The organism is Spiroplasma sp. SV19 (assembly GCF_030060925.1).
GTDB lineage: Bacteria > Bacillota_I > Bacilli_A > Mycoplasmatales > Mycoplasmataceae > Spiroplasma.
This window is the reverse complement of the sequence record NZ_CP045455.1, coordinates 260,567-286,392: the sequence shown is the minus strand read 5'-3', so window position 1 is coordinate 286,392 and position 25,826 is coordinate 260,567. Positions and strand designations below refer to the sequence as shown.

Annotated in this window: 22 protein-coding genes and 1 riboswitch; of the genes, 5 read left to right on the top strand and 17 right to left on the bottom strand. The window is 26.6% G+C overall.

The annotated features are described in order from the left end of the window. The first annotated feature begins 133 nt into the window (after nucleotides 1-133). Nucleotides 134-1,201 (top strand): integrase core domain-containing protein, encoded by a 1,068-nt coding sequence (locus E7Y35_RS01325; RefSeq protein ID WP_283272554.1) that lies wholly within the window; start codon nucleotides 134-136, stop codon nucleotides 1,199-1,201. 78 nt (nucleotides 1,202-1,279) lie between these two features. Here the strand turns inward: E7Y35_RS01325 and E7Y35_RS01320 are convergent, their stop codons facing one another. After that, nucleotides 1,280-2,848: a hypothetical protein gene (locus tag E7Y35_RS01320; protein WP_283272553.1), complete on the bottom strand. Its 1,569-nt coding sequence runs from the start codon at nucleotides 2,846-2,848 to the stop codon at nucleotides 1,280-1,282. A 271-nt stretch (nucleotides 2,849-3,119) separates the two neighbouring features. Here E7Y35_RS01320 and E7Y35_RS01315 point away from each other — a divergent pair, with 271 nt between their 5' ends. Beyond that, nucleotides 3,120-4,712 (top strand): hypothetical protein, encoded by a 1,593-nt coding sequence (locus E7Y35_RS01315; protein ID WP_283272552.1) that lies wholly within the window; start codon nucleotides 3,120-3,122, stop codon nucleotides 4,710-4,712. Between the two features lie 16 nt (nucleotides 4,713-4,728). Further along, nucleotides 4,729-5,178, top strand: a complete 450-nt coding sequence (locus tag E7Y35_RS01310; RefSeq protein ID WP_283272551.1) for a spiralin — start codon at nucleotides 4,729-4,731, stop codon at nucleotides 5,176-5,178. A gap of 92 nt (nucleotides 5,179-5,270) precedes the next feature. Here the strand turns inward: E7Y35_RS01310 and E7Y35_RS01305 are convergent, their stop codons facing one another. The 9 genes from E7Y35_RS01305 to E7Y35_RS01265 all read right to left on the bottom strand — a co-directional run bounded on the left by E7Y35_RS01305 (nucleotide 5,271) and on the right by E7Y35_RS01265 (nucleotide 16,853). Further along, nucleotides 5,271-6,923, bottom strand: a complete 1,653-nt coding sequence (locus E7Y35_RS01305) for a hypothetical protein (RefSeq protein WP_283272550.1) — start codon at nucleotides 6,921-6,923, stop codon at nucleotides 5,271-5,273. 174 nt (nucleotides 6,924-7,097) lie between these two features. Further along, entirely contained in the window at nucleotides 7,098-9,788 is a 2,691-nt protein-coding gene (locus E7Y35_RS01300; RefSeq protein ID WP_283272549.1) for a glycoside hydrolase family 38 N-terminal domain-containing protein, read from the bottom strand. Between the two features lie 4 nt (nucleotides 9,789-9,792). Beyond that, nucleotides 9,793-11,742, bottom strand: coding sequence for a PTS sugar transporter subunit IIA (locus E7Y35_RS01295; protein WP_283272548.1), 1,950 nt, complete (start codon nucleotides 11,740-11,742; stop codon nucleotides 9,793-9,795). After that, nucleotides 11,723-12,256, bottom strand: coding sequence for a hypothetical protein (locus E7Y35_RS01290; RefSeq protein WP_283272547.1), 534 nt, complete (start codon nucleotides 12,254-12,256; stop codon nucleotides 11,723-11,725). Before E7Y35_RS01290 ends, E7Y35_RS01295 begins: the two co-directional genes overlap by 20 nt. A gap of 19 nt (nucleotides 12,257-12,275) precedes the next feature. Next, nucleotides 12,276-13,859: a PTS sugar transporter subunit IIC gene (locus E7Y35_RS01285; RefSeq protein ID WP_283272546.1), complete on the bottom strand. Its 1,584-nt coding sequence runs from the start codon at nucleotides 13,857-13,859 to the stop codon at nucleotides 12,276-12,278. A gap of 217 nt (nucleotides 13,860-14,076) precedes the next feature. Further along, the gene (locus tag E7Y35_RS01280) at nucleotides 14,077-14,673 is read right to left on the bottom strand and encodes a hypothetical protein (RefSeq protein WP_283272545.1); all 597 of its coding nucleotides are present in this window, start codon (nucleotides 14,671-14,673) and stop codon (nucleotides 14,077-14,079) included. 25 nt (nucleotides 14,674-14,698) lie between these two features. After that, entirely contained in the window at nucleotides 14,699-14,896 is a 198-nt protein-coding gene (locus tag E7Y35_RS01275) for a hypothetical protein (RefSeq protein WP_283272544.1), read from the bottom strand. Then, a complete protein-coding gene (locus E7Y35_RS01270; protein WP_283272543.1) occupies nucleotides 14,886-15,218 on the bottom strand; it encodes a PTS sugar transporter subunit IIB in 333 nt (110 codons plus the stop codon). The genes E7Y35_RS01275 and E7Y35_RS01270 overlap by 11 nt, the downstream gene beginning before the upstream one ends. 234 nt (nucleotides 15,219-15,452) lie before the next feature. Continuing rightward, nucleotides 15,453-16,853: a BMP family ABC transporter substrate-binding protein gene (locus E7Y35_RS01265; protein WP_283272542.1), complete on the bottom strand. Its 1,401-nt coding sequence runs from the start codon at nucleotides 16,851-16,853 to the stop codon at nucleotides 15,453-15,455. An 89-nt stretch (nucleotides 16,854-16,942) separates the two neighbouring features. Further along, a riboswitch (purine riboswitch) is annotated at nucleotides 16,943-17,042 on the bottom strand. 680 nt (nucleotides 17,043-17,722) lie between these two features. Here E7Y35_RS01265 and ispG point away from each other — a divergent pair. Continuing rightward, entirely contained in the window at nucleotides 17,723-18,817 is a 1,095-nt protein-coding gene (gene ispG / locus E7Y35_RS01260; RefSeq protein ID WP_283272540.1) for a flavodoxin-dependent (E)-4-hydroxy-3-methylbut-2-enyl-diphosphate synthase, read from the top strand. 237 nt (nucleotides 18,818-19,054) lie between these two features. Here ispG and E7Y35_RS01255 read toward each other — a convergent pair whose 3' ends face one another. Continuing rightward, entirely contained in the window at nucleotides 19,055-19,528 is a 474-nt protein-coding gene (locus E7Y35_RS01255) for a protein-tyrosine phosphatase family protein (RefSeq protein WP_283272539.1), read from the bottom strand. Between the two features lie 2 nt (nucleotides 19,529-19,530). After that, nucleotides 19,531-20,457 (bottom strand): deoxyribonuclease IV, encoded by a 927-nt coding sequence (locus tag E7Y35_RS01250; protein ID WP_283272538.1) that lies wholly within the window; start codon nucleotides 20,455-20,457, stop codon nucleotides 19,531-19,533. Between the two features lie 72 nt (nucleotides 20,458-20,529). On the opposite strand from E7Y35_RS01250, the gene E7Y35_RS01245 reads away from it, so the two are divergent. Next, the gene (locus E7Y35_RS01245) at nucleotides 20,530-21,525 is read left to right on the top strand and encodes a hypothetical protein (RefSeq protein ID WP_283272537.1); all 996 of its coding nucleotides are present in this window, start codon (nucleotides 20,530-20,532) and stop codon (nucleotides 21,523-21,525) included. On the opposite strand, the gene E7Y35_RS01240 is transcribed toward E7Y35_RS01245, so the two are convergent. From E7Y35_RS01240 to greA, 5 genes are all read right to left on the bottom strand, one after another. Next, nucleotides 21,522-22,793: a YitT family protein gene (locus tag E7Y35_RS01240; protein WP_283272536.1), complete on the bottom strand. Its 1,272-nt coding sequence runs from the start codon at nucleotides 22,791-22,793 to the stop codon at nucleotides 21,522-21,524. The two genes, E7Y35_RS01245 and E7Y35_RS01240, sit on opposite strands and share 4 nt — an antisense overlap. 105 nt (nucleotides 22,794-22,898) lie before the next feature. After that, nucleotides 22,899-24,437 (bottom strand): cytoskeletal motor fibril protein Fib, encoded by a 1,539-nt coding sequence (gene fib / locus E7Y35_RS01235; protein ID WP_283272535.1) that lies wholly within the window; start codon nucleotides 24,435-24,437, stop codon nucleotides 22,899-22,901. A gap of 265 nt (nucleotides 24,438-24,702) precedes the next feature. Further along, the gene (locus E7Y35_RS01230; protein ID WP_283272534.1) at nucleotides 24,703-24,927 is read right to left on the bottom strand and encodes a hypothetical protein; all 225 of its coding nucleotides are present in this window, start codon (nucleotides 24,925-24,927) and stop codon (nucleotides 24,703-24,705) included. A 6-nt stretch (nucleotides 24,928-24,933) separates the two neighbouring features. Continuing rightward, nucleotides 24,934-25,200, bottom strand: coding sequence for a bacteriocin leader domain-containing protein (locus E7Y35_RS01225; protein WP_283272533.1), 267 nt, complete (start codon nucleotides 25,198-25,200; stop codon nucleotides 24,934-24,936). Nucleotides 25,201-25,300: 100 nt separating this feature from the next. Beyond that, a complete protein-coding gene (greA, locus tag E7Y35_RS01220; protein WP_283272532.1) occupies nucleotides 25,301-25,771 on the bottom strand; it encodes a transcription elongation factor GreA in 471 nt (156 codons plus the stop codon). Between the last annotated feature and the right edge of the window lie 55 nt (nucleotides 25,772-25,826).

Below are 25,826 nucleotides of genomic sequence, written 5' to 3'. Positions count from 1 at the left end.
ATCTAATTTAATAAATACAAAACATATTATACTCTTTTTTTAATAAAAGTAAATATTATTTACTAGAAGAATTGTAAAAACCATACACATTTAAGACCACCTAAATCTTTAAAATTAAATTAGGAGGTTTAAAATGATAGTAAGTATTATTAGTGAAAATGAATTATATAAATTACATCGTGGTTTTAAAAAATGATATGGGCAAGTTGCAGCAACTAAGGAAACAAATTATATTTATAATAATTTATCGAATTATTTTAATTTATGTCATAAATATTATCTTAAAACCCATTCATTAAATCAGTTAATTAAATTATTTTATAGAGAAAAACAAACATTTTACAATTGATCAAACAAAATTAAAGAGTTTTTAAAAAATTCTTATAGTTTTGAGTGATTTAAAAAACATTCAACACAACCAAAAACTATTTATTATGTTTATGATAAATCTTATAAAATGAAAGTGGCACAAATGATTAAAAATTATCGGGAAAATTATGGCACAGGAATTTATGAGTTTTATAATTTAACATTGGCAAATTATTTTACATATCAAAATAAGCCGATTAGACATAATATTAAAACATTAATGAAATGAGATAAAACATTTAATCAATATTTTAAAAATAAACGGAAAAAGAGATTTTATAAACATTATGAAATGCATGAATTAGGGCATATCCCACATGATGTTAAAGTATTAACTAAAAATATGACAGGTTATAAAAGAGATTTGTATATTTTTGATTATATTGATGACAAATCTCGGTATGCAGTAGCTTATATAACGGAAAATAAAACACAAGATATTGCGGCAGGACTTTTTCAAAAAGCTTATTTTGAATTTGATAAGATAGGTATTAAAATGAAAAGAATTCGGACAGATAACGGGATTGAATATGTTTATAATCATCGAACAAATTATGCACATCATAAAAGTGAGTTTACTAAAGCAGTAAATAAAAAAGGAGTTGTCCATCAAACAACTCCTGTCCGTTCCCCACAGTCAAATGGGAAAATTGAAAGATTTCATCGTAATTGAAATAAGTTTTTTGAATATTTACCAAGATATCTTAAAGATATTGATGATATTCGAAAACAAATTGTAATCTTTCTAGATTATTATAACAAAGTTCGACGCCATAAAAGTATAAATCTTTTAACACCGGCAGAAGCTGTGTTAAAAGATTTAAAAGACTAACTGGTCTTAAATGTGTGTGGTACCTTACATATATAAAAATAATTTAATATTAAAAAATTAATTATTCCATAAATAAAATTAAACAACTTTAAATTCAATTGTCTGTAAAAATTCATCACCCTTATCGGTATTTGTTTCATTCGCATTTGGTTTAAAGAAAAAACTATAAGCAAAACTATTATAACTAAAGTTAATATCCATTGGTAGATAATAGCCACTTTTAGCCTGTTTTCTAAACAATTGAAAAGCAAATGATTTTTGATCTTTTACTAAATTAACTTTTTGTTTTTCAACAATATAAGTAGGAAAATAAATGTTTGTATTTCAATTTGTCGTTGAACTTAATGTACCTTTAAATATATTAAACACTTTTCTAAAAACTGGTGATAAATTAGCACTAATACTTTTATCTTCTGAAAAAGAAGCAGTTACTTTAATTAAATTATCAAAATCATCTTGGTTTACTTTAAAAACAAGCTTATCATTATATGTTTCAATTTGATAATATTGTCATAACTTCATTGTTATTTCAGCAAATTGAGTTAAATCCTGATTAACATATTCTTTTGCAATTAATACTTTAATTGGTGTTTTTAAACTTTTATATGGTTTCTTATTGTTAAATGGTAAATTTTCAATTGTTAAACTACTTGGATCAAAAGAAGCAATATTTCCTTTCACATAATAATCTGGTAAAGTTCTTGCATTAAAATACTTATTTTTATAAAATTGCAGAAATTTTTCTGATGTTAATTTTTTAGGATCGTAACCTTCACCAGCTCATTTTAAGACCGAATCGGCTTTGAAGAACTCATCTGTAAGAATCATAGTACTATAAAAAGAACTTCAAACGCATCATCCCTTAAATAAAATCCCTCTTTCTGTTAATTCTTTTATAATAACTGGTCAAATAGTATTTGATGAATCAATATTATTATAACTACGATTTACTTTATCAATCACTTGATAGTTTTCCTTCTTAAAAAGCTCATCAATAAAAGCAATAAAATAGTTTTCAAGGTTTTTTTGAATGCCACTTAAAGCTTCAACATCATTACAAATGACAACGAAACCTTCAGTACTATCACGCTGTTCAAGATCTTTAAATTTAATTTGATATGAAATCTTAAACTTAATTGTAATTCCCATAATACTCTTGTCATTAACAGTCATTAATTTTGCCAAATTATCAAAATTAATATGACTTAACGTAAACGCAATATCATCTGGCTCTACAGATAATGGTACAGTTTCCATATAAAAATTAGAATATTCATTGGCAATTTCACGATTCAAATTGTCAAACTCTGCTTTAAATCCCGTCACTAATTGGTCAAGAAAACGATATTGATTAATTGCATTGCCAGTTAAAACTTCACCATCATTTGTTTTCAAAAGAGTAACTAATTCTTGAAATTTTGTAATTTGATCAGGATAAATGTTAATATCAATTGTTGCTTTTTTATCTCATCATGCTTTAAAACGTTCTCATACCTTGGTCATAATTTTATTGATAATTTCAACATCGTTTACTCCTTGTCCAGCATCATCCTCATCATCAGGAACATACTTTGGTCTGCTATTGCAACTAATAATTATATTAACCGTTGGTACCAATAAACTAACACTTGTTAAAACTGTTAACAATTTTTCATTTTTGATCCCCCTTTTACAAAAAAAAAAAAAAAAGATTTATACTTTAATTGTATTTAAAAAAAAAAAAAAAAAAAAAAGAGGATATCCTAAGGTTGGGTTTTCGGATGGTAAGAAATAATTGGAACTTTTAACAATAAATTTTATTTGAGATAACAACAATTATCCCTTTTTTAATTAAATATATAAATTTAAAACATATGAATTTATTAAAAATATGATAAAATTAAAATAGGAGGCTCTAAATAGAAAAAGGTCTTTCAGTATGAAGCACTTACTAGCTGTTTTATTAACAGCGACTTTAACAATTGCTTCAACACAAATTGTTAATTTAAAAACTAATAATACAAATCAGACATTAGTTCCTCAAATTAAAAATGGAACTAGTAAAATTATAGACTTATCAACATTACAAAAATATTATCATAATGATATAACAGAACCAGATTTTAAAGTTCCTATTAATTTTAATAATTATCAAGACAGTGATGAAATTTATACACAAATCATTAGTGCTTTAAACAAAGATTTAATGAGCAAAGATGTACAAGGAGATAGTAAAAATAATATTCTCCCCATTTACTTTTTTAATAAATTTATCTTAAGTATGCCAAGTATTCAAATTACAATTAATGGAATTAATATTAATAAAGTTGATTTCACAGAATTTGTTCCAAAAATAACAACATTTACAAGAATTATTCAAATAAAAATAAGTACTAATGATAATTGAGAAAATAATAGTATTTTTTTACCTGGATCAAGTTTTACCTTCACTGTTGGAATTATAAGTAAAGTAGTAACAACTAATAGTATCGTTTACTTTTTAGGAAAAAACTTAGCTATTGATAATTTAGAATATCAAAATAACAGTGCGAAAAATATTATGGATTTAATTATTCAGGCAAAACAAAATATTCTTAATAAATTAAACAAATTATTATTAGACTATCATTTTACTTTAAATGATATTAACATTGCATTATTAGATAATAATTATGAAAATATTATGCCTCAATACTTACAAGGTAATCTCAATGCTAAACATTGAAATGATTATGTTTATAAAAATATTAACATTGTTTTACGAATTAAAAATAATGTTAATATTGTTATTAATTCTGAATCACGAATAATTGAATTAACAGGAAAAATTAAAATCTTCCCAGATGCTTATTCATTTGATATGGAAGGAAAATTTGATTTTGATAAATCAAAAAGACATTTAAATAAAACAGAAATCGTTAATCTTCTAAATAAAATTATTTTAGCAAACCCGCAAAAATTTCCAGGAAAGCGATTATTTAGTGAGCATCAAATTAAAGATAATGCTAAAATTCAATATTTATGACAAAAATCATCGATAAATGGAGAATATAGAAAAATTACTGAAAAGTATAAAGTTGAAATTAATTTTAACACCAATAATAACGGTTTTTCTTATGTAGTAAATAATCAAACATTTATTAAAAATATAGAACAGTTTAATTCATATCTTGTTGGAAACATAACATATGAAATTAGAGAAGACTTCTTTAACAAGATTATGAATACAAAAAGATGAAATACTATTGAAAATATTAATATAGCACATCGTATCATTAGTAACATAAACAGAACACTATATGATAATACAAATCCAAAAGATTTTGACTACTGGTCAAATGACATGGAAAAAAAATTAATTAATACTTCTGGTAGTTGTCCCAAACAAAGACCACTATATCCTACAAAAATAACAATTACAAAAACTTGAGAATATGCAATAACTATTACGAGTTTAGAACTAAAAACTTGAGAAGGATATTTAACATTTAAGACTATTGTAAAAACTAAAGATTTTATAATTTGTTATTAGAAAGGAAATAAAAATAATGAAAAAGATATTAAGTTTAGTAAGTATTTTAACAGTAATTTGTGGTAGTACTACAAATATTGTTAGTTGTAATAATTTACCAGAAATAAAAGATATTTCTAATATTAATGAAATTAACCCATTAATAATTAATAGTGATAATATTGAAGATAAAAACCTTAATGATGTTTTTGATGTTACAAAAGTAAATAGAAAAGAAATAAAAATATTATTAGATCAACCTGATAAAGCAGTCATTGATAAAGCAGTCAAAAAAGTTCAACCATATGCTACACCAACTAATGATTATACATATAATATTTTTAAAACTAAAGATATCAAAGATACATTTATAGATATTAATTTAGAAAAAGAACACTTGATTTATATTATCATAACAGCAAAAGAAAAAAGTCAATTGCTTAAAGGCAAAACTGATTTTATCAAATTACAATTAATAAAAAAATAGGTTTGTTACCTATTTTTTTAAACTAAATTAATATTACTACCATAATTAACCATCCAACTAATAATCCCAATTACTTTGAGTTTCATAAACAACTAATGTCTCTTCTTAATTTTTTTTGATAAAAAAATAATACTTACAATTAAAATTGGAAAAGCAATAACAGTAAAAATTATTATTAAAATTAATTTTAAATTCTTGGTTGTTTCACTTTCAATTTGATGATATCCAAAAATCTTACCATTATAAAAATTATCTAATTTTTGCTGTTTCATATAATTATTAAAATTGTTCTTTAAATCTGCTCGATATTCAGCTTCTGTTCCATGATAACCATCAATTACGTGCCCCATTTCATGATTTAACGTAGCAAAAATGCTTGGTGAACTTCATCAACCACTTTTATAATCAAGATTAATATCACCAATATTATTTTGATTAAATGCCAGACCTGTAAAGATGACAGTTGAAAATTCTACTGAAAGAAAATATTGAAAATAATCATTGCCTATAACTTGTCCATATGTTGCAGTAACTCCCAGTGTATTTTCGAGTTGGCCTCTGATTGGATAATCTGGTGTAAAAATAAAAGCCCTTAAATAATATTTAAAATTGTTATCTGTTATATAACTTGTTAAATTAAATAAATTTAGAATTTGTTCAGCAAAAGCGATTGTTTTATTGTCTGCTCAATTATAATGATTTCCCATTGCATCAATAGCATCTTTTAACATAATGCTACTAACATCTGTCGTATTTTTCTGGGACAAATTAGTAAGTTGTTTTAAGGTTTGATCTAAATTTTCAAAAGATGAATAATATTTTGTTCGAAGTTTACTTACCAAAGTGTTATATTTATTAATTGATTCATCTGATGCTTTAGTATATGAATCATTCATCATCATTGCTAGATTATTACTTAAATTATTGTTATTATAATTAATAATATATTGATTAATTATATGATGACTAAATAAACTATTACCATCATTATTATTTTGTCATTCTATTAAAGCTGTTTTAAAAGCATTAAAAGTATAATTATTCCTTTCTATTGCATTATTAGAAATAATTTGTTGAAAACCAAATAAGCCATCATATTTCAAATTAACAGCATTTGTTGGTTTAACTGCTAATTCTGTATCATAAATTATAGGATTCGTTTTAACATAATTATTAATAAAATTTAAAATATTTTGTCATGTCATATCTCGTGATCCAAAATATTGTTGATTTAGTTTTGGATAAACGATAATAAAAAAGTTATTTAAAATTTCTCAACTCTTATTTTTCATTTCAGTTGGCGTTGTTGTTCACTTTGAATAAGCTTCAGCAAAAAACTCTGATCAACTAGTCATCCCATAAATACTAATATTCACAATTGATGCCATTAATGATGTCTCAAAAGCAACCGTATTCTGCATTGTAACATTATCTGTATTACCTGCCATAGAATAAATTATGGTTTTGTTTTTAATAATATTTTCTTCTAATTTTTCAACCGTTTCATTTTCACTAATATTTGACGATTTGTAAATAAAATACCCTAATATTTCACCAGAATACATAAATTGGTTTATATTACTAGTAATATTTTGATTAAAATTTTGATTAATTTCAAAATTATTTACATAATAAGGCGAAACATTGTTGATAATAACTATGTTAGGAAAGATTATTATTGTACTAAAAATTAAACTTAAAAGCATTGACTTTAGTTTTATTGATATTTTGATTAATTTTTTCATACAATATTCTGCTACCTTCATTTTTATTGCCATCATTTTTATAATTTAATTGTGACAAAAAAAAAAAAAAAAAAAAACAACTTTCGTGATTTTTATCAAATAATTTGCAATAAAAATAAAATTATAAAAATTATTTTTATAATAAAGTAAAAAGAATAAAGTTTACTAAAAACTTTATTCCTTAATCAAATATGTTTTAACTTCGTTTGGTTTAATTATATCAGAATGATAATCTGTTAATAATTCTTCTAATAAATTAACTTCATAAAAATTATTTGGTAATGGAAAAATAATTTCTTTTTCAGTTGAATTATATAACCGAATTACAAATGCATCATTTTTTTCTGCTTTTTTAACAGCACTAACAACTAACCCTGGTTCTAACACTAAATTAGCAATTGGAGCAACATATTCTTTTGGGAAATGACTTAATTTATTTTTTGTCATCACAAAGGTATCACCTTTCCAATGAAATTGGTTAATTGTTTGTTTTTGATAATATGATAAATGTTCTGTTCATTCTTTAGCATTCCGAACAACATTAATATCATCAGTCATATTTAATCGTAACCTAAATGATAATTCTTTTTGTAAATTAGCTAATGGTGTTGAACAAGGATAGTCATCAACACCACTTGCACGACCAGGACGATATTTTAAATATCTTCTTCCAATATAAGATGAACCATAAAACAAAGTAACACTTAAATACTGATGCTTATCCCCTTTTAATTGATATTCGTTATTTCCCATTGTATAAACACTAAAAAAATTATTCTGGTTTTTAACATAACAAACATTCTCCATTGCTTCAATATCAATTGGATAATCATGTCATTTTTCTTGTTCTCAACGTTTTAAAACATTCTGATAATCAGATGGCTTTCTTTTAATTGTCCCAAATGCTGTATCTGCATAACTAACAACATTTTCACAATTAGTATTAAAGATTATTTCTCATTTAATATCTGCTGCTTGATTAAACATTGTTAAATTTAAATCAATTAACGTTTGATTTAACAAAACTTCAAATGTTAGATTCTGAACAACATATTCATCACTATCCAAAGCAATTGGAACATCATATTCATAATTAATAACTAATTTTGCGCAATCTTTCCCTAATAAAAAAGTATTAACAATCGCCTTTTTAAAAATATTTGTTTGACCTTCATTTTTTAATGACGGGGAATAATCATAAGTATCACCCGCATTAAAAGTAGCAACCAACGCTATTGCTTGATAATAATTTTTCTGGTGTTTTTTATCAAAGATATCTAAAATACCTGTTTTTAAATTAATTGTGATCTTATAGTAATTGTTTTCAATACTATTTTCCTGCGTACTACGAAGTTGATAACAATATTCTTGTTCAGAAATTGTTATAATTTGATATGAAAGACCATTTATTTTTGGAATTGTTATTAAAATTTCAGTTCAATAAGTAATCTCTTCACCAACAACCGGTTCCGTCATTTCTGCTTGATTAAGACAACTTATTTTTGTAAAAGTTTGTTTATTAATTTTTTCTTGATTTAAAACAACAAAATCAAGTTTTTTGTCTCTAACTTTAATAATAAAACTTGGCTTTTTTGTAAAAATCTTCATACGTTTAGTTTGTTTACGAGCATAAGGAGCTAAATTAAAAATTAACACATCATTTGGTTTTAACCCTACTTCAGTTTGAATTCGTTTTTTCATTAATGTAATCAAACTTTCCATTGTATCAATCCCCATTTGTAATCTAGTTAAAATAGTATTATTAGTAAGATCAGTATTACATCCCCCTAACGAGTCATGCGCTTGTGAAGATAATAATTTTTTTAAACTATTTTGAATAATATTAAAGGGATATTCACCACCTAGATGTTGATAAATAACTGCCAATGGTTCTACTTCGCGATAAATTAATGTTTCCAATTGCTTTGATAATTGTTTAATATCATATCGTGATGAAGTAATTGTTTTATGTGCTCGAGAGAATTGCCCGTATCGAAGCTCCCCTGTTATTGTTGGAAGCAATAAATTTTTTTGTGCTAAAACAGCATCAAAATATTCGTCATATGTTGCTAAAATTCATTCATGTTCTTGATCAATTTTATTCAACTCGTCCATCCATTGTTGCAAATAATCATAAATTGGTAATTGGTCAGAACCAAACGGAAATAATAATAAATTATTTGTATTTGATAAACGCTGCTTTCATGCTGTTAATTTATCTTGTACATTTTCAAGATAAATTTTTGCTTGCTGTGGCATTTCAGCTAATGTTCAATTCACCATAAATGTTGAAAGTGAAGCACTAACTCCCACGCCATATCCTCACTTAAATAAATTAAATGATGGCAGTACTGTCTGATCAAGCCCAATTCAATTATTAAATAAACTATCTTTAATTTGTGATTGTTCAATTCCCCGTCAATAAACCATTGCTTTTAAATTAAACTTTGCAAAAATTTGAGGTAAATTAGCATTAAAACCAAAGGAATCAGGAATATAAGCTGTTTGTAAATAATGTCCTCGCTTTTGGCTTAAAGTAATTCCAAGTAGTAAATTACGCACAATTGATTCTCCAATTGCATTAAAAGTATCAGTTTGTGTATATCATGGCCCAACAATCAACTTTTGTTTTTTAATTAATTTATCAATAATTTTTGCACGTTCTGGGTAATATTCTAAATAATCATCAATAATAGAATATTGTCCATCATATACATAACTTTTAAATTCATTTTCATCGCGTTCTGCTATTTCAATAATTTTATTAATGTTATCAATTAAAAAAACATCAGAAACATTTTTGGTAAAATACCATTCTTTATCTCAATGTGTTTGTGGTACAAAAAAGATTTTTCATTTTTTCATTTTTTTAATTCCGTCCTTCTCCTTGTTGTAAATTTGCTTGTGGCCAATAACATATTAAATGAATAAAACCACCAACAATTAATGTTGCTAAAATAACTATTAAAAAAGTAATATTTCCAAAACCAAAATAATCTGACATTGAAAAACCAAAAACAGCACCTAAAATATTTCCAAAGCCACCAAAAAATTGAAGATTAAAAAATGCAATTAAAAATGCTAAAAAAAGACATGTTAATCAATTTGCAACTTGGCTTCTAACTTTATAATGTATTTTATAAAAATAAAACTTTTCTGAAATACAACGCAGCATTCCCACATAAGCTTCTTTTCACGCTTTTTTTTCATTATCATCTAATAACTTAAAACCATAAATACCTCGCATCCATGCACAAGCTGGTGGTAACGAAATTGCTAAAGTTGTTGCCGTTAAAGGTGTGATAATAAAGTAAATCTGCGTTAAATTTTGGGCAAGACCATTTAAGCGGGCAATTGAATTGTAAAAAATTATTCCCGAAAACATTAATGTTCATTTGTTAATTGGTCCACCCAAATCTCAAACCATTCCCACTAAAAACAGAAAAGCAATTATTCAACGAAACCATCAATAACGATTATTATAATAGTAAAAATTATCAAAAATTCATTTATCACTAATAATAAAATAATCCATTCCAAAATACATAATAATTAATAAACTAAAACCTAATAATAGTTTTAAAAAGAATTTGAAACCGTTAAATAAAAGATCATGTTTTTTAAAAAGAAAATGATCAAAATATAATAAAAATTTATATAAATAACTGAAAGCAATTGTAATCACAACTGCTCCAAATATTCCAATTCCCCCTTGCTGTTGAAAAATAACATAATAAATACTATAGCCAATAATAATTGCGCCAATTAAACCAGCAACTAATTCATTTCGATTTAAAATTAAATATGATAATAACATTCCAAAAAGACATGGCGCAATAATACTAGCGCACTGAAATATTAATAAATTAGTATTAATAAAAATATTATTTTGTAAAGATGGGATCGTTATTTTTAAATAAATTAAAATTCCAAATAAAATACTAAAAATATGTAAATAATTAAATGCTTTGCTACTTGCATAACTGCTATACCGATAACTATTAATTTTAAATTTAATTCAATTATTTTGACCTTGATTATTAATTAGTTCATTTAATCCTTTTTCTGGTTTTTTAACAACATCAATTGTTCGTTGATAAACAATATTATTGTGTTTAACATATGATAAATCTAGCTCCTTATCAACGGCAATCAAAACACCTTTTGCCTGTGCTAAATCTTCTTCTGTAATTTTATTTAAATTACCTTTAACACCATATGTTTCAATTTTGAGGTTAATATTCATTTTTTTTGCTATTGTTATCAACCGTTGTTCTGCTAAATAAGTATGCGCTAAACCATACGTACAAGCAATAATAGCAACATAAAATGGCTTATCATTTTCCATCATAGTTGACTGTTGCTGTTTGCTATCTTGTAATCTTTGTTGAAATATTTGAAACAAATCAACTGGCGAAGTTGATTTGTTTAATGTTAAAATAAAGTTTTGATCCAATAAGAGCGATGAAATCATCCCTAAAATATCAATATAATCACCTTGTTCTTTTTCAGCTACTAAAAGGACAAAAAAGAGATTTGTTTTTTGCCGATCAAGAACATTTCAATCAATTGCTTGCTTTAATTTTATTAAAAGAACACTTGTCTGTTCAATATAAGGTGAACGACAATGTGGAATTGCAATCCCATGTTCAAATCCTGTTGAAGATTGATCCTCTCTTGCTTGTAAAATTGAAGCAATTTCACGATTTGCAATCTTATTTTCTAAACAAAAGTCACTAATAAATCTTAATAAACTATTTTGATCAAAAGTTTTTGCTAAAATCATACAATTATTAAGTTTAATAATGTTGTTCTTCATTTAGTAACCTACTTTCATAATCAGTTGTAATCTCTTTTAATTGCTGATTAAAATAATCGGCATAATTATTGTTAACATTTAATAAAGTATCAACTTTATATTGTAATAAAATAAACTGTTCAGCACATTTATTTGCTCAAATCATTGGCGAATTATCTTGTAACAAATGACAATAATTTACAATTAATTTATTGTATTCTTTTAAATGCAGATTTGCGAAATAATCAATTGATTCAATATATTGGTTAATAATTTTAACAAAATATTTTTTAAAAAATTTAGTACTATTAATCATTGTTTTTTGCATAAGTAATTCTTTATTAACTTTTACTACTGCAAAAAAATAAAGATATTGTCGATTAGTATTTTCAATAATTCGATTAGGTTCTTGATTATTAGTGTCTTCCTTGGGCGATGCCTTTTTATTTTTGAAAAAATAATATATAGCAGAAATAGTTCCAAATAATACAATTCCAGCAAAAATAAGAAGCAAAACTAACATTGACTTATCCATTTTAAATTTAAAATCTCCCCTAGTTATCTTTTTCTTCTGTTAATTGTTTTGAACTTTCTAATGTTGTTGATAAATTATCTTTCTTTTGTGCTTTTTCTTCCATTGCTTTAGCCATTTTTTCTTCAAATTTTGGCCCAATTCAAACAAATGGTAACCAAACAAAAAACGATAAAGCCAACTGAATGACGGCAACAAGAAGACTCCATCAATCATAGGCGGTGGCAAAAAAGATATTTAGACCATATGGCATGGTTGGAGTTCATATTACAGCTGGTCTAATCCAATGAATCAGAATTCAAACATGGCCAAGAGTGTAAACCAAACAAAAACCAAAAACATATGGGATAAAATAAATTGGATTTAAAACAATTGGAACCCCAAAATTAACAGGCTCATTAATACCAAAAATTCCCGGGACAATTGCTAATTTAGCAATTTCACGATGAACTTTAACTTTTGAAAAAATGAAAATTCCAATTAAGAATCCTAATGTTGCTCCTGTTCCCCCAACATAACCCAAACCAGCCATTGGAATGGCCATTAAGCCATACTGTAATTGCCCTTGGATTTCAATTGGGTATTTTCAATAACTTGCATCATTAGGAATTGTCCCATCTGCAACTCCTTGGGTAAATTTTGACCAATATGCCGTATTTTTTAAAACATTAGCATCCCAAATAATTGATGTAATTGGCGTTAAGACATTAGTCCCATGAATCCCAAAAAACCAAAAAAATGCTACTAACAACGAAATTAGAATTGTTGTTCCAATTCCTTGTGATAAATTTTGTAATGGTCCAGACAAAATAAATTCTAAGGCTACAAAAAGTGTTGATAATGAACGAGTTTGATGAATAATTGTTCCGTCAGCTTGAATAATATCAGTTGCACCAGTAACACCTGCTTTTGTGGCAATAATAAACCAAATTTGATTAATCATTGAAAACATTAAAATAACAATTCCACAAACAAAAATAGCAGCAAAAGCTTTAGCAACCATTGGCGGCACTGAATCAGGAAGTTTGGGAATTAATCATTTAACATTCATTAATTTAACATAAACATAAGTTGCTAACATACTAGAAAGTAATGCAATTAAAATTCCATTGTTTCCCAAATAGTTAGTACTAATTGTTTGATCAGTAGTACCAACAATGGCAATATTTTCTAACGGTTTTAAAGCAAAATAACAAGCAATGGCTAATGCCGCAGCAATAATCCCATCTTTCCCATATGACTTTGCTAAAAAATATCCCATTCCAGCACACAAATAAATTGAAAAACCACTCATAACTGCTCAAAAGACATCAGATAATGGCTGGCCAATAATTAAGTTTACTCACATCATTCCTTCTGAATCTTTTACTCCCGGAATGGCAGTAATCACAGATGTACTTGAAAAAAATAAGTTTGCCAAAATTAATGGAATTGCTGCTCCTGTTGTTAAGGAAAATGGCAGCATAAAAGAATCCCGAATTGCAACTAAAAAACGATTATTTCCAAAAGCAGAACCAGCTTTAATAATTCCATCCAATGATTTTTGCTTTCAAGAACGAGTATCTTTTTCTTTTGATAAATTTTTGTTTTTATTACTTCATTTCATATACAATCATTTCCTTTCTTTTTTATTATTTAACGAATATAATTCCCTCATATAAAAATAGCAATTCCAAGAATTAATAAAACTAAATAAGATGTTCCTAATGCTATAAAAAACATTTTTCATAAATTAGTTACTACTTTTTTATAAAGATATTTTTTTGCTAATAAAAATAGCAAAAATATTCATGGGAACATTACAAGTAAACCAATACAAATCTTTATTCACATACTTCTTCCTCATTATTAAAAACATTTTCTATTTTTTTAAAAACCAATTGATAATTTTTAATAAAATTAGCTTTTATTTGAAAAAGTTGCTTACTTGAAGCGTATCCTAAATATGAAAATAATTCTTTAGCAACAAAACCATTTAAATACTTTAAGATAACATTTTTTTTATTTCAAAAACTTATCTTTAATTTAAAAGCAACTTGCATAATGGCATTTTGCCCTAGGGTGCTGTATTGAATATCGTTTAATGTGATTAACTTAAGTTTAAACAATTGGTTAGTTTTATTATTGTAAAAATATCTAATTTTTCATTCGTTATTTTGATTAACTTTACTAGAATCAACATCTGTTTCACTAAATATTAAATTCACTAAGCGATCATGAACTTTAGAAATTTTTCAATTTTTAATTTTAATTTTTTTACTAATTCAATAATATCGTTTTGCTTCATCAACAATTGATTGATACTTTGGTTTAATAATATCATTATACTCAATTTCAAATTTACGATATCTTGGCATTAAATAATCGGCAAATGTTGGATCAGAATTATATTTTTCTAAATATTTAAGATTTTTTAACATAAAAAATACATCCTAATTATTAACTCTAAGTTAAAATTACTTTTGTCATACCATTCTTATCAACAAAATTAACTTCTACATTAGACCCCAAGACTACTTTCAAATATCCAACTGCTTTTTCTAAAGTTGGAAACTGAGCGGCTGTATTACCATTTAGTTTTACTTTAATTCCACCATGAGGCAATGAACTTTCTAATAAACTATATTCTTGATTAGGCTTCATTTAAAAATCCATCTTCCTTCATATCTGCCAACATTTTTTCAATAATTAAATCCACTTTTTGTAAACCATATGATCTTGTTTCCATAATATAAACAGGAATTTGCTCGTTTGCTGCTGCTTTAAATTTTTTTAACAAATAACTAACTTGTGGTCCAATTAAAATAACATCATAATTTTCAATTACTGATATTGCACTTGTTTCATTTAAAGCTTCAACAGTAAATGGATATGATTTTGTTTTAAAGTAGTTCTCCATTTTTTTAACCAAAATTGAAGTTGAAAAACCGAAACTACATGATAATAAAATTCGTATGTTTTTCAAAATTATGCACCCTCTCTATAAATTTAAAGTAAAGCAAAATTAACTGTTGATTTTACAAAAATTATATTAATACTTTTCCGTTAACCTTTCTCTGGTTTTATTTTTTCCATAGTTTCATATCTTCATAGTTTCACTTTTATTATATATAGCACCGAAAATATCATTAAACCACAGTAAAAAAGTGGAATAGTATTCCACTTTTTTATTAATTAATAACTTATTTTTTTGATAAACTTACAAGGCATTTTCAACTGCTGTTAACAAATATTGTTTTAATGTTGTTTGATTTTCATAAGTATTTTGAAGTGTACTAGAAAAAGCATTCATAGCAATCGGAGGATGATTATCAATGCCATCTTTATAAGCATATTGTAATACTTTTACCATCTTATCAAACGGCGTATCTTTTGTGTGTTCATCTGTTGTATTGTGTAAAAAATTAACTAAATCTGCTTTAATTCACTTTGTTGTTTCAATTCCTGTTCATGATGGATGATCAACTGAAGTTTGATCAGTGTTGATCCAACAAGTTGTTGTCTTATTATTTTCATTTCAATTATTATTTTTTACATCATAACCACATTGTGAAGAATAAATATTTTTTAGTGCATCAAAAGTTGAAGTTGAAATTTGTTTTAAAGCACTTGTTACAACTATGTCTTCACCATAAATTTTTGATTGTTCAGTATCAACACCAACAATTTTTGTATTAACATTATTAGTTCTAATTTGATTAACCGTATCTTGAACTTGTGCTCCAGCAACAGGAAAAATAATTTTAGCACCACGTGATAACAATTCATCACTAATAATTTTTCCATCACCAGCTTGAAATGATTGTGAAAATCATGATTCATTTTTATTCAAAACATTTTGCACTTTAATAATTGGTTGCAACGTAGTTATCTTACTATTAATAGTTTGAACTTGTTTTAAAATTTCATTTTTTAAATAATTCATTTTTTGTCCGGGCAAAGAATTAATAATAACATTAAAAAGATCAGCTCCCACCAAAAACCCTCACATATAATTTGAAACTGCAATTGGATTATCCATTCCACCATAACTACCAATTTTTAATTCGTTATCATACTCTTTTTGATGTGCATTTAAATAAATACTTGCTGCTAAACTAGCATAAAATCCAGAGGCTTCTGCTTGATAAGTAATTCCAATAATATTTTTTGCTAATGGTGCACTTGGATTCATATTAAGATGGATACCTTGCCCACTTCCATCAATATAAATAATATTATCAACTAACCCTGCTGCTCAACCAATTGTATTACCATGATTAAAACCAGGTAATACTAATGTCTTTGCCCCAGCAATTGATGAAGTTATATAAGCACTTTTAAAATCTCCTGGTGTTTGACTGACTGGTTCAAAATAACTTGATCGCCATTTTGATTTTTTTCATTGTGGTAACGGTACCGATGGATTTACTGTTGAAACAACATATTTACTAGCACCTTCTCACGCTGATTGATTAAAAGCAAGATCACTTGTTGTTCCACCATCAGTAATAACTCAAATACTACTATCAAAAGTATATTTTTTCGCACAAGCAACAACACTACCAACTGAAGTTCCAACAACACTAATTGTGGTAAAAATCTGTAAAAGCTTTTTCATTTCTCTGCTCCTTTTTAAATTTAATATTTATAAAAATAAAAAACATTAACCCGATACTTCCAATTAAAATTTGAAGGGTTAATGTTTAAAAAGCAAAAGCATTAACCTATAGAGTCTTTTTCCCATGGTAAGACGTAGAAACGCTAGACCATATTACTAGCATATACAGGTATATTATTTATTTTATGTTTACATCATAACTCTTTTTTTTCGAAAAAGCAATTTAAAAAATAAAAATTATAAGCCCAAAAATTTTAAAATTAAAACAGAAATGAAAAAAACAATCCGGGTGAGATTGTTTTTTTAGGGTATCCATGAAGTATAAGATAAATATAATACAAAGTATGGTCATATTGATAGGGCTAAACTTGTGCTATTTATTATAATTAATAAATGTACAATTCTTATACTTCCCTAGACATTTATAATTATATAGTTCAAAAAATAAAATTCAACAATATTTAATTAACTTTTTATATTTTTTTCATATTTGGAACAAAATTGGAATATATTTGGAATGAAAATGGAACAAAAATAAAACCCTTGATTCTATTGGGTACTTTAGCAATATTAAAAATAACTAATAACAGTTTTATTATGACTAATTATGAATAATATATTAATAATAAGATCAAAAATAATACAGCACATACAACAAAAATTAACTTTAATATTGAATTTATCTTATTTTAGTCGTATGATTAGTGTGAAATTATCTGAAAGATAATCCAATAATTATAATCTATGTAAATCCGAAAAACCCTTGATTCTATTGGGTTTTTTCAACTCCCCTACCGATACGTTGAACTCCCCTACCGCTCTACTTTTACATAGATATATCTATTGCAAAGATAAGGAATGTTTAAACAATGAATAAACGAAATAACACAAGAAAAGTAATGGTTGGTAACATCCAAATTGGTGGCCAAAATAAAGTTGTTATTCAGTCAATGACCAATACAAAAACACATGATATTAAAGCCACTTTGGCTCAAATTAACCAATTATATCAAGAAGGATGTGAAATTGTCCGAGTAGCAGTATTAGGAAAAGATGACGCAGCAGCCTTAAAAACAATTGTCGAACAGGCACCGTGCCCTTTAGTTGCTGATATTCACTTTAACCATGAATTTGCTTTAATTGCCGCTGATGCTGGTATTAGTAAAATTCGAATTAATCCCGGCAATATTGGTAGTATTGAAAATACCAAAAAAGTTGTTGCAAAATGTCAAGAAAAAAAAATTCCAATTCGAATTGGTGTTAACTCAGGAAGTCTGCCCTTAGATCTAGTTAACAAATATGGATGAACCCCAAAGGCAATGATTGAAAGTGCTCGTCGTCATATTGAAATTTTAGAGAACTTAGGATTTTATGATATTATCTTATCACTAAAAGCAACCGAGGCACTAATGGCAATTGAAGCTTACACTTTAGCTAGTCAAGAATGAAATTACCCTCTTCATCTGGGAATCACTGAAGCTGGTAGTTATCATACAGGAACAATTAAATCATGTAGTGGCCTATCTCCCCTGCTCTTTAATGGGATTGGCGACACAATTCGAATTAGTTTATCAACAGATCCAATTGCTGAAGTAGAGGTTGCAAAACGAATGTTAAATGCACTTGGGCTTTATGATAATGTTGTTGATGTTATTGCTTGTCCAACTTGTGGACGTCTTGAATATGATCTTTTCCCCGTTGTGAAAGAAATTGAAGAATACACTAAGGATATGAAATTCCCATTAAAAATTGCCATCCTTGGTTGTGTTGTTAACGGTCCTGGTGAGGCAAAACAAGCTGATCTTGGTATTGCCGGTGGAAAAAATGGTGGCATTATTTTTAAAAAAGGCAAAATTTATAAATCATGTAAACAAGAAGAACTTGTTCCTGAATTAAAATTACTTATTGATGAATATCATCGTGACTGACAAGAAAAAAAGGTCGCTAATAAAACTAACTTATAATTTATGATACAATTAACAAGTAATAAAGAAAATAGAGGTGAAGAGTAATGGATGTATGTTGTCCCACAAAAAACCATGACTGTATGGCATGTCGTACCTGCAGTAAACCAAAAGTAGGATGTCGTTCTTGTCTAATTTGTATTTCTTGCACAGATTGTGTTAACAAGAAATGTGCGTGTTGTAAAGACAAACGTTAATAAAATAAAAATCTAAGTGAGCACTTAGATTTTTATTTTATTAATTTGAAATTAAATGCGTATAAGGAAATTCGTTAATTAAAAAATCAAATCATCCGGGATTAGGATTTATATACGGATAAATTCGTTCAAACTGTTCTAATGCACTATCAAAATCATCATCGTTAATATACCCCTTTGCAACTAAATACATAAAAACAATTGAAGCACTACGATTAACACCCCAAATACAATGAACATAAATTTTTTTAGTTTTAATATTATTGTCAATAATTTTTAATGCTTGAATCACAACATTAATATCTAATTCCTGTAACGTTGGATAATCTTTAAAATTAAAATAAACATGTTGCTCATCAATTCAAACATATTCTTGATTATCATTTTTAATTTTATGCTTTTGAATTTGTTCACGATAAATTTCAGCTGCACAACTAATTACTAAGTTAGCATCACTTGGAATACTATGACGGTCACCAAGATATAAATTGGTGATAATTTTTTTAGCTGACATTTTTATTCTCCTACATCTATTTTTTCCTTACCATTTGCTTGAAACGGATTAGTAAAAGTTTTGGCCTTTATCATTGCAATTTCCGCTTTATATGGTGCAAAAGCTTTTCCTTTTTCACCAACATATGGTGTTTCTAAAATTTTTATCATCCCATTTAACTTTGGATGATAAATAATTTTTAAAATTGTTTCAAATCCTAAATAACCATAACCAATGTTTTCATGGCGATCCTTATGCGCATTCAAAGGATTTTTACTATCATTAATATGTAAACATAACAAACGATCTAAACCAATTAATTGGCTAAATTCCGCAATAATATCTTCTAAATTTTCTTTAAACTGATAACCAGCATCATGCATATGACAAGTATCTCAACAAACCCCTATTTTATCCTTTAATGTTACATTATCAATAATATATTTTAATTGTTCAAAGTTTGTTCCTAATTCACTACCCTTTCCAGCCATTGTCTCTAGTGCAATTTTTGCCTTTTGGTTTGGAGTTAAAACTAAATTTAAACCCTCAATGATTCGATCCAAACCAACTTGTTCTGGTGCACCGACAGCACTTCCTGGATGTAAAACGATTGTTTTAATACCAATTTCATCAGCACGAATAATTTCTTTTCTTAAAAATTCAACCGCAATTTCAAACGTACTAGGATTTGTTGTATTAGCTAAATTAATAATATAAGGCGCATGAATAATAACATTATCAATTGAAAAATGCTGTGCTGCTAATTTTTGATAAAATTCCGAAATAAAAAAATGATCAGTATTAACTCGAATCGTGTTTTGTGGTGGCCCCGTATAAATCATCATTGCATTAGCATCATTATTTAAACTTTCTGCTAATGCTCCCAACAGATAGTCTTGCTGCTTGTTCATACTAACATGACTTCCAATAATTAAATTATAATCTTTCATTTTTTAATTTCCCCTTTCTTTCTCATTAGTTTTATAATATCATATATAAAGACAAGAAAAAATAATTTATTAATGAAAGGATTAATAATGATTAACGAAGAACATCTTAAACAAATTGAAACTACAATTAATCATCTTTATCAAAAAGTAATTATAACGAAAAAAGATAAAATTGTTACTTGACAATGAATTAACTTATTTTGTTATCTTTTCATTATGGTTAGTTTATTTCTTACTATTTTTAGTTTTGTTGTGACATATGATTTTCATTTTCAACTAAACAAAACAATTTTTTTACCCCTAGCAATTGTTGCCTTGCTTTCTTCAATAACAACTATTATTCTTATTATTTTTATTAAAAAGCATCAAAAGTACTTAATACAACAAATTAAAAATAATATTAACATTAAATTATTAATTAACTTATATAATGATATTCTTGGGAAAATAATGCCCAACTTAACAATTACCGATATTACAACAAAATGAACAATTGCCCCTACTAATCATTATCCCATTAACGAATTTAAAGTTAATGATAGTATTATGGTTGGGCAATATCAAAATATAAACTTTAATATTGGTTCTATTAGTCAAGCAACAACAACAGTTATTGATAACTTACAACCAAATTTAATACCAAAACCATACAACACCCAATACTACCGCTATTTATTTTTAACAATTACATCTTCGCAACTTCATAATAATGATTTTGAAATTAATCGAAAAAACAAATACCATAAAAATAACTTAACATTTGATAATTTTTTCTGCTATGACCACACTAACCCAAATATTACCACAGCTCTCAAAAAACTTATCCTTGATAACATGGTTGCTACTAACTTAATTCCAAATATTAAAGTTACTGAACAAACATTATCGCTGCAATTAGTAACAATATCAACAAATAGTTGAATTGATAACTATGACAGTTTTTTGAACTTTAATATTAGTTTAAATAAAAATGTCATGCTTGACAATATAACAGAAATGATCAAACATGACTATCGAACTTTACAAAAAAGCTTTGTCTGATTAAATTTAATTCTAAAAAATAATTAATATTTTTCAACCTTATAATTTGTAATAATCTTATCTAATTTATAAGATAAAATTTTAGCATCAGGGTCTGAAACAACAATCGCGGCTTTAATCCACTTATATTCTAGCAAGGACGTGGAAACAATAATTAATTCATTGTTAATATCAGTGCCTTCATAATAATCACGAACAGGAATACGAATAATATCATTTGGATAATGGACATATTGCAATCCTGATACAACAGTATCCCCTTTTGAAGTAATAACCATCAAACTACGATATTTAAATTTTGGGAAAATAATATCAATTGTAATTGATTGCACTACCACAAATAAATATGAAGCAAATAAGACTGGTCCAAAGAAATATTTTGCCTTATGAGTTGCTAAATCAATTCCATATAAACCATTTGAATCAATTTTAAAACCAAGTTTTTGAATTGCATCAATATGTTTTTCTCAATCAGTCCCAAAATATACTCCCGTAATTTCACTACGTGTTAAAAGGGCAGTATGAATTGCTAACATAACAATTACAATAATATAATTAACAATACGATTATAATTAGCAATTGATGTTTTCTTTTTCACAGAATAATAAGCTAAGACAAAATCAGTTCCTGCTGTTGAAGCACCACCCTTATAAACTAAACCACAAGCAATCCCGTTTAAAATACCGGCCACAGCAGCAAAAACAAATAATCAAATTTGATACATTCCACCATAATTACTAAAAACGTTTAAACTGCTATAATTAGTGATAAAAAATAGTTCTTGGGGATTAATAAGTGGAATATAAGCAAACGCAAAGTGAAAACCATTTTGTAACGCAATATAAACAATTGTTCGAATTGAAAAACGAATTCCAACTTTAATTACTCCAAAAATAAATAATGGTAAATTAAAAATAAAGAAAAAAACCCAATACATACTTGTTTGAAAAGCCAGTTGATCTTGGTTTGGCCAAATCGCAACCGCGACTCCCCTAGCAATCGCTCCAATTCCACTTGGCATAATTCCATAACTGGTTGTTGCGACAATAAAATAATCATAACTAACCATTGCTAAAAATGCCGCAAAAGTAATATATCCATAATCACGAAATAGTCGTGATTTAAAATAACTTTTAAATCGTAAATTAAATTCTTTTCGAGAAATCCGTTCTCGACTTCTTGTTTTCCGATGCCCTTCTTTATAAGCGTCAATTGTTTTACTTTCTACATCTTCAGGACCAACTCCTGAAGTATTATTATCTTGTTTTTCATATGTTTCTTCATCATGCGCCATACTTGTTGTTTCCTTGCCCTTTCTTAACCTTAATTACAAATAAGTATAACACTATCTTACAAAATAAAAACAACCCAAAGGTTGTTTTTTTAATAAAATTAATAATTATTCACTTCTTAAACGAACTGTAACTTTGAATGAACCAACTTTAATTGGATCATAATCGTTTCTTGTAATATCCACAACTGTATAATCTTTTTGTAATTTTTGGTTTAAGTTTCCAAATTTAACACCTCTATTTGCTCCTTTATTTGAAGGAATAAACACTGGAATTTTACGATAGTCTAAAGCTGGGATTGTCATGTAAACTACAATTTGTTGATATGGTGAATCAACATCTTTTAATGCTTCATTTAAATACTTAATAAATTCATTGCTTACTAAGTGTGCACCAAATTTTGTATCTTCAACAAATTCATGTGATTGGTTATGTGTAATGTAAAATGAAATTCTAGCATCACAATTTACCAATAAGTATTTTTCTGGTACTGTTGCACCATTGTATGTATATGATGATTTATCTTGACATTTTTCTGCAATAGCTGCTGCAATTTCATTAGCAACTGTTTCAATTTTATATAATTTTTCATTATTTAAATCATATTTTGCTGATTTATTTCATAATAATTCATCATCGTTAACACGAACTTGTTCTAAGAATAATAATTTACGTAATCATTTTTTAGGAGCATTTTTTCATTCATCTTCTCCTAAAATTACTTTACTTGGTCCTTCGTTTTCCTTCGTTTTTGATCTCATTACTTGAATGATATCTAATGCGACAGGAGTTCTTTCTTGTTTATCAACTAACATTAATGAAGGTCCAAATCCTGATAATACTTTATGAGTATTTGGCTTAAATAATTTAACTCATTGGTCATGTTTGATTTCAAATAATTCATTAATTGAATCTAAATCATCTTGTGATGATTGTGATAAATCAATAATGTAATTTGAACTTAATAAGTTAAATAATCTTCTTAATAAGTATTTTAAAGTATTTACTGTTTCATACATTTTGAATTTATGAATTGGATCATTATCTCATGGTGATAATGCATTATTGTAAATAATTTTTAAAGCAATATAATTAATGCTTGATTTTTTAGCAACTTGAGCAATTGCCCCAGCTTCAGTATCAATAACATCAATTGTGTGACCATATTTGTCAACCATTTCCTTAAATTGTTTTGAGTTATAAATCAACATATCTGCTGTTCCAGTAACTCCTTCAGTTAATCCCAATTTAAAGTCTTTAACAACTTTAGCAAATTCGCCATCGAATTGGAATGATTCTGGTTCATTAACAATTTGTCCATATTTAATATCTTTGAAAACTGTTAAGTCTGCATCACGATAAATAAATTTTGTTGAAATTGTTGTATCTCCTGTATCATGTTTGTCATTTGTCGACAAGGCTAAATCTATGTTTAAAATTGTTTGTAAACCTGGATATTTTTCTAATAAGTAAGTAATAGCCATTGCAGCATTTGCTTTACCATAACCTACTGTTGCGATAATGAAAGTTTTTCCATGGTACTTAACATGTTGGATAACACAGTTTTTTCATCAATATTTTTTTACTGTTTTGATACTGTGCTTATCTTTCATTGTAAAATATGCCGTTGAAATAACACCGATCATTTAATTTCCACCTCTATTTTCTTAATAATTAATTTCCAAAATTGATTATTTTTAGTGCATCTTACTATAATTAATATTTGATTATATGCAAAATACAACTAAAAATATTGTATCGTATTTTCAGCAAATTAGCAATGGATAATCTTAAAATGTTAAAAATTGTCAAAATAATAAAAATTATTTTGTTTTTTATTTTTAAAATAAATAAAAATTATTTTCTGGAAATATTATTAAAATCATAATTATTTTTATTAAACATTTGGCACTAAACATATAAAATATCACATTGCTGCAGTAAGCTTGCATTCTCTGCTTGCTCACCTGTCGTAATGATTTCGTTTTGTTTGGATTGAGTTGAATGCTGATTAATCTGATAACTATCTAAACTAATTTTAACAATATCAAAAAAACTAATTACTACCAACGCCCCAATAATTCAAGCAGCTCCACCTATTACTTCTTTTTGTTGTTTTATTGTTAATAATTTCATCAAAAATTATACAAACAAGACTTGAGCATAATTAGGATGATTCAAATTATTATGTTTATCTGATCAAGTTAGATGAGCTCCATTTGTGGTCTTATAACCCCCTTCGGTACGATTCATTTGTTGCGTTGCAAAATAAGTTGAAAAACCAGTTGAAATTAAATTTGTTAATGAATTGCTACAAGCATTAATAATTGCAGCAATACCTGTTAAAAAGGCACCAGAAACTTTACCACCAGATAGTTGCTTAGTTTGTTTTATCGTTAATTTTGTCATTTGGTTTCCTCCTTATTAATACTTAACCGCTTGTTGCAATAATTCCTTGAAAAAAAAAAAAAAAAAAAAAGTAATTAAATAATTACTCTATAATTATATTTTACTCCACAGTTATAATTTTAACCTTATAAGGAACTTGGATACCCTTAATTTCAACCAAATCACCTACTTTTTGGCCAATAATAGCTTTAGCAATGGGTGATTCATTTGAAATTGTATTTTCAAATGGATTTGCTTCAACAGCACCCACAATTTTAATTTCAAAATTTTTATTAATTAATAAATTAGTGAACATAACTTTACTTCCTAATTTAATAATTCCTGTTTTTGATTTTACTTCTTTAATTTCTTTTGCTTTTGTTAATAATGATTCAATTTCTTTAATTCGCCCTTCAACTTCAGCTTGGCGATTACGTGCTGCATCATAATCAGCATTTTCTGATAAGTCCCCTTGTGCACGGGCTTCTTTTAATTCTTCAATAACTTCTGGTCGAACCACGTTAATTAAATTATCTAATTCTTCTTGTAAATCCTTAATTCCCTCTTTGGTCAATAAAATTTCTTCATTCATTTGATCTTCGCATTCCTCTCTACTTTTAATTACAACAATGATTATTATACCTTAA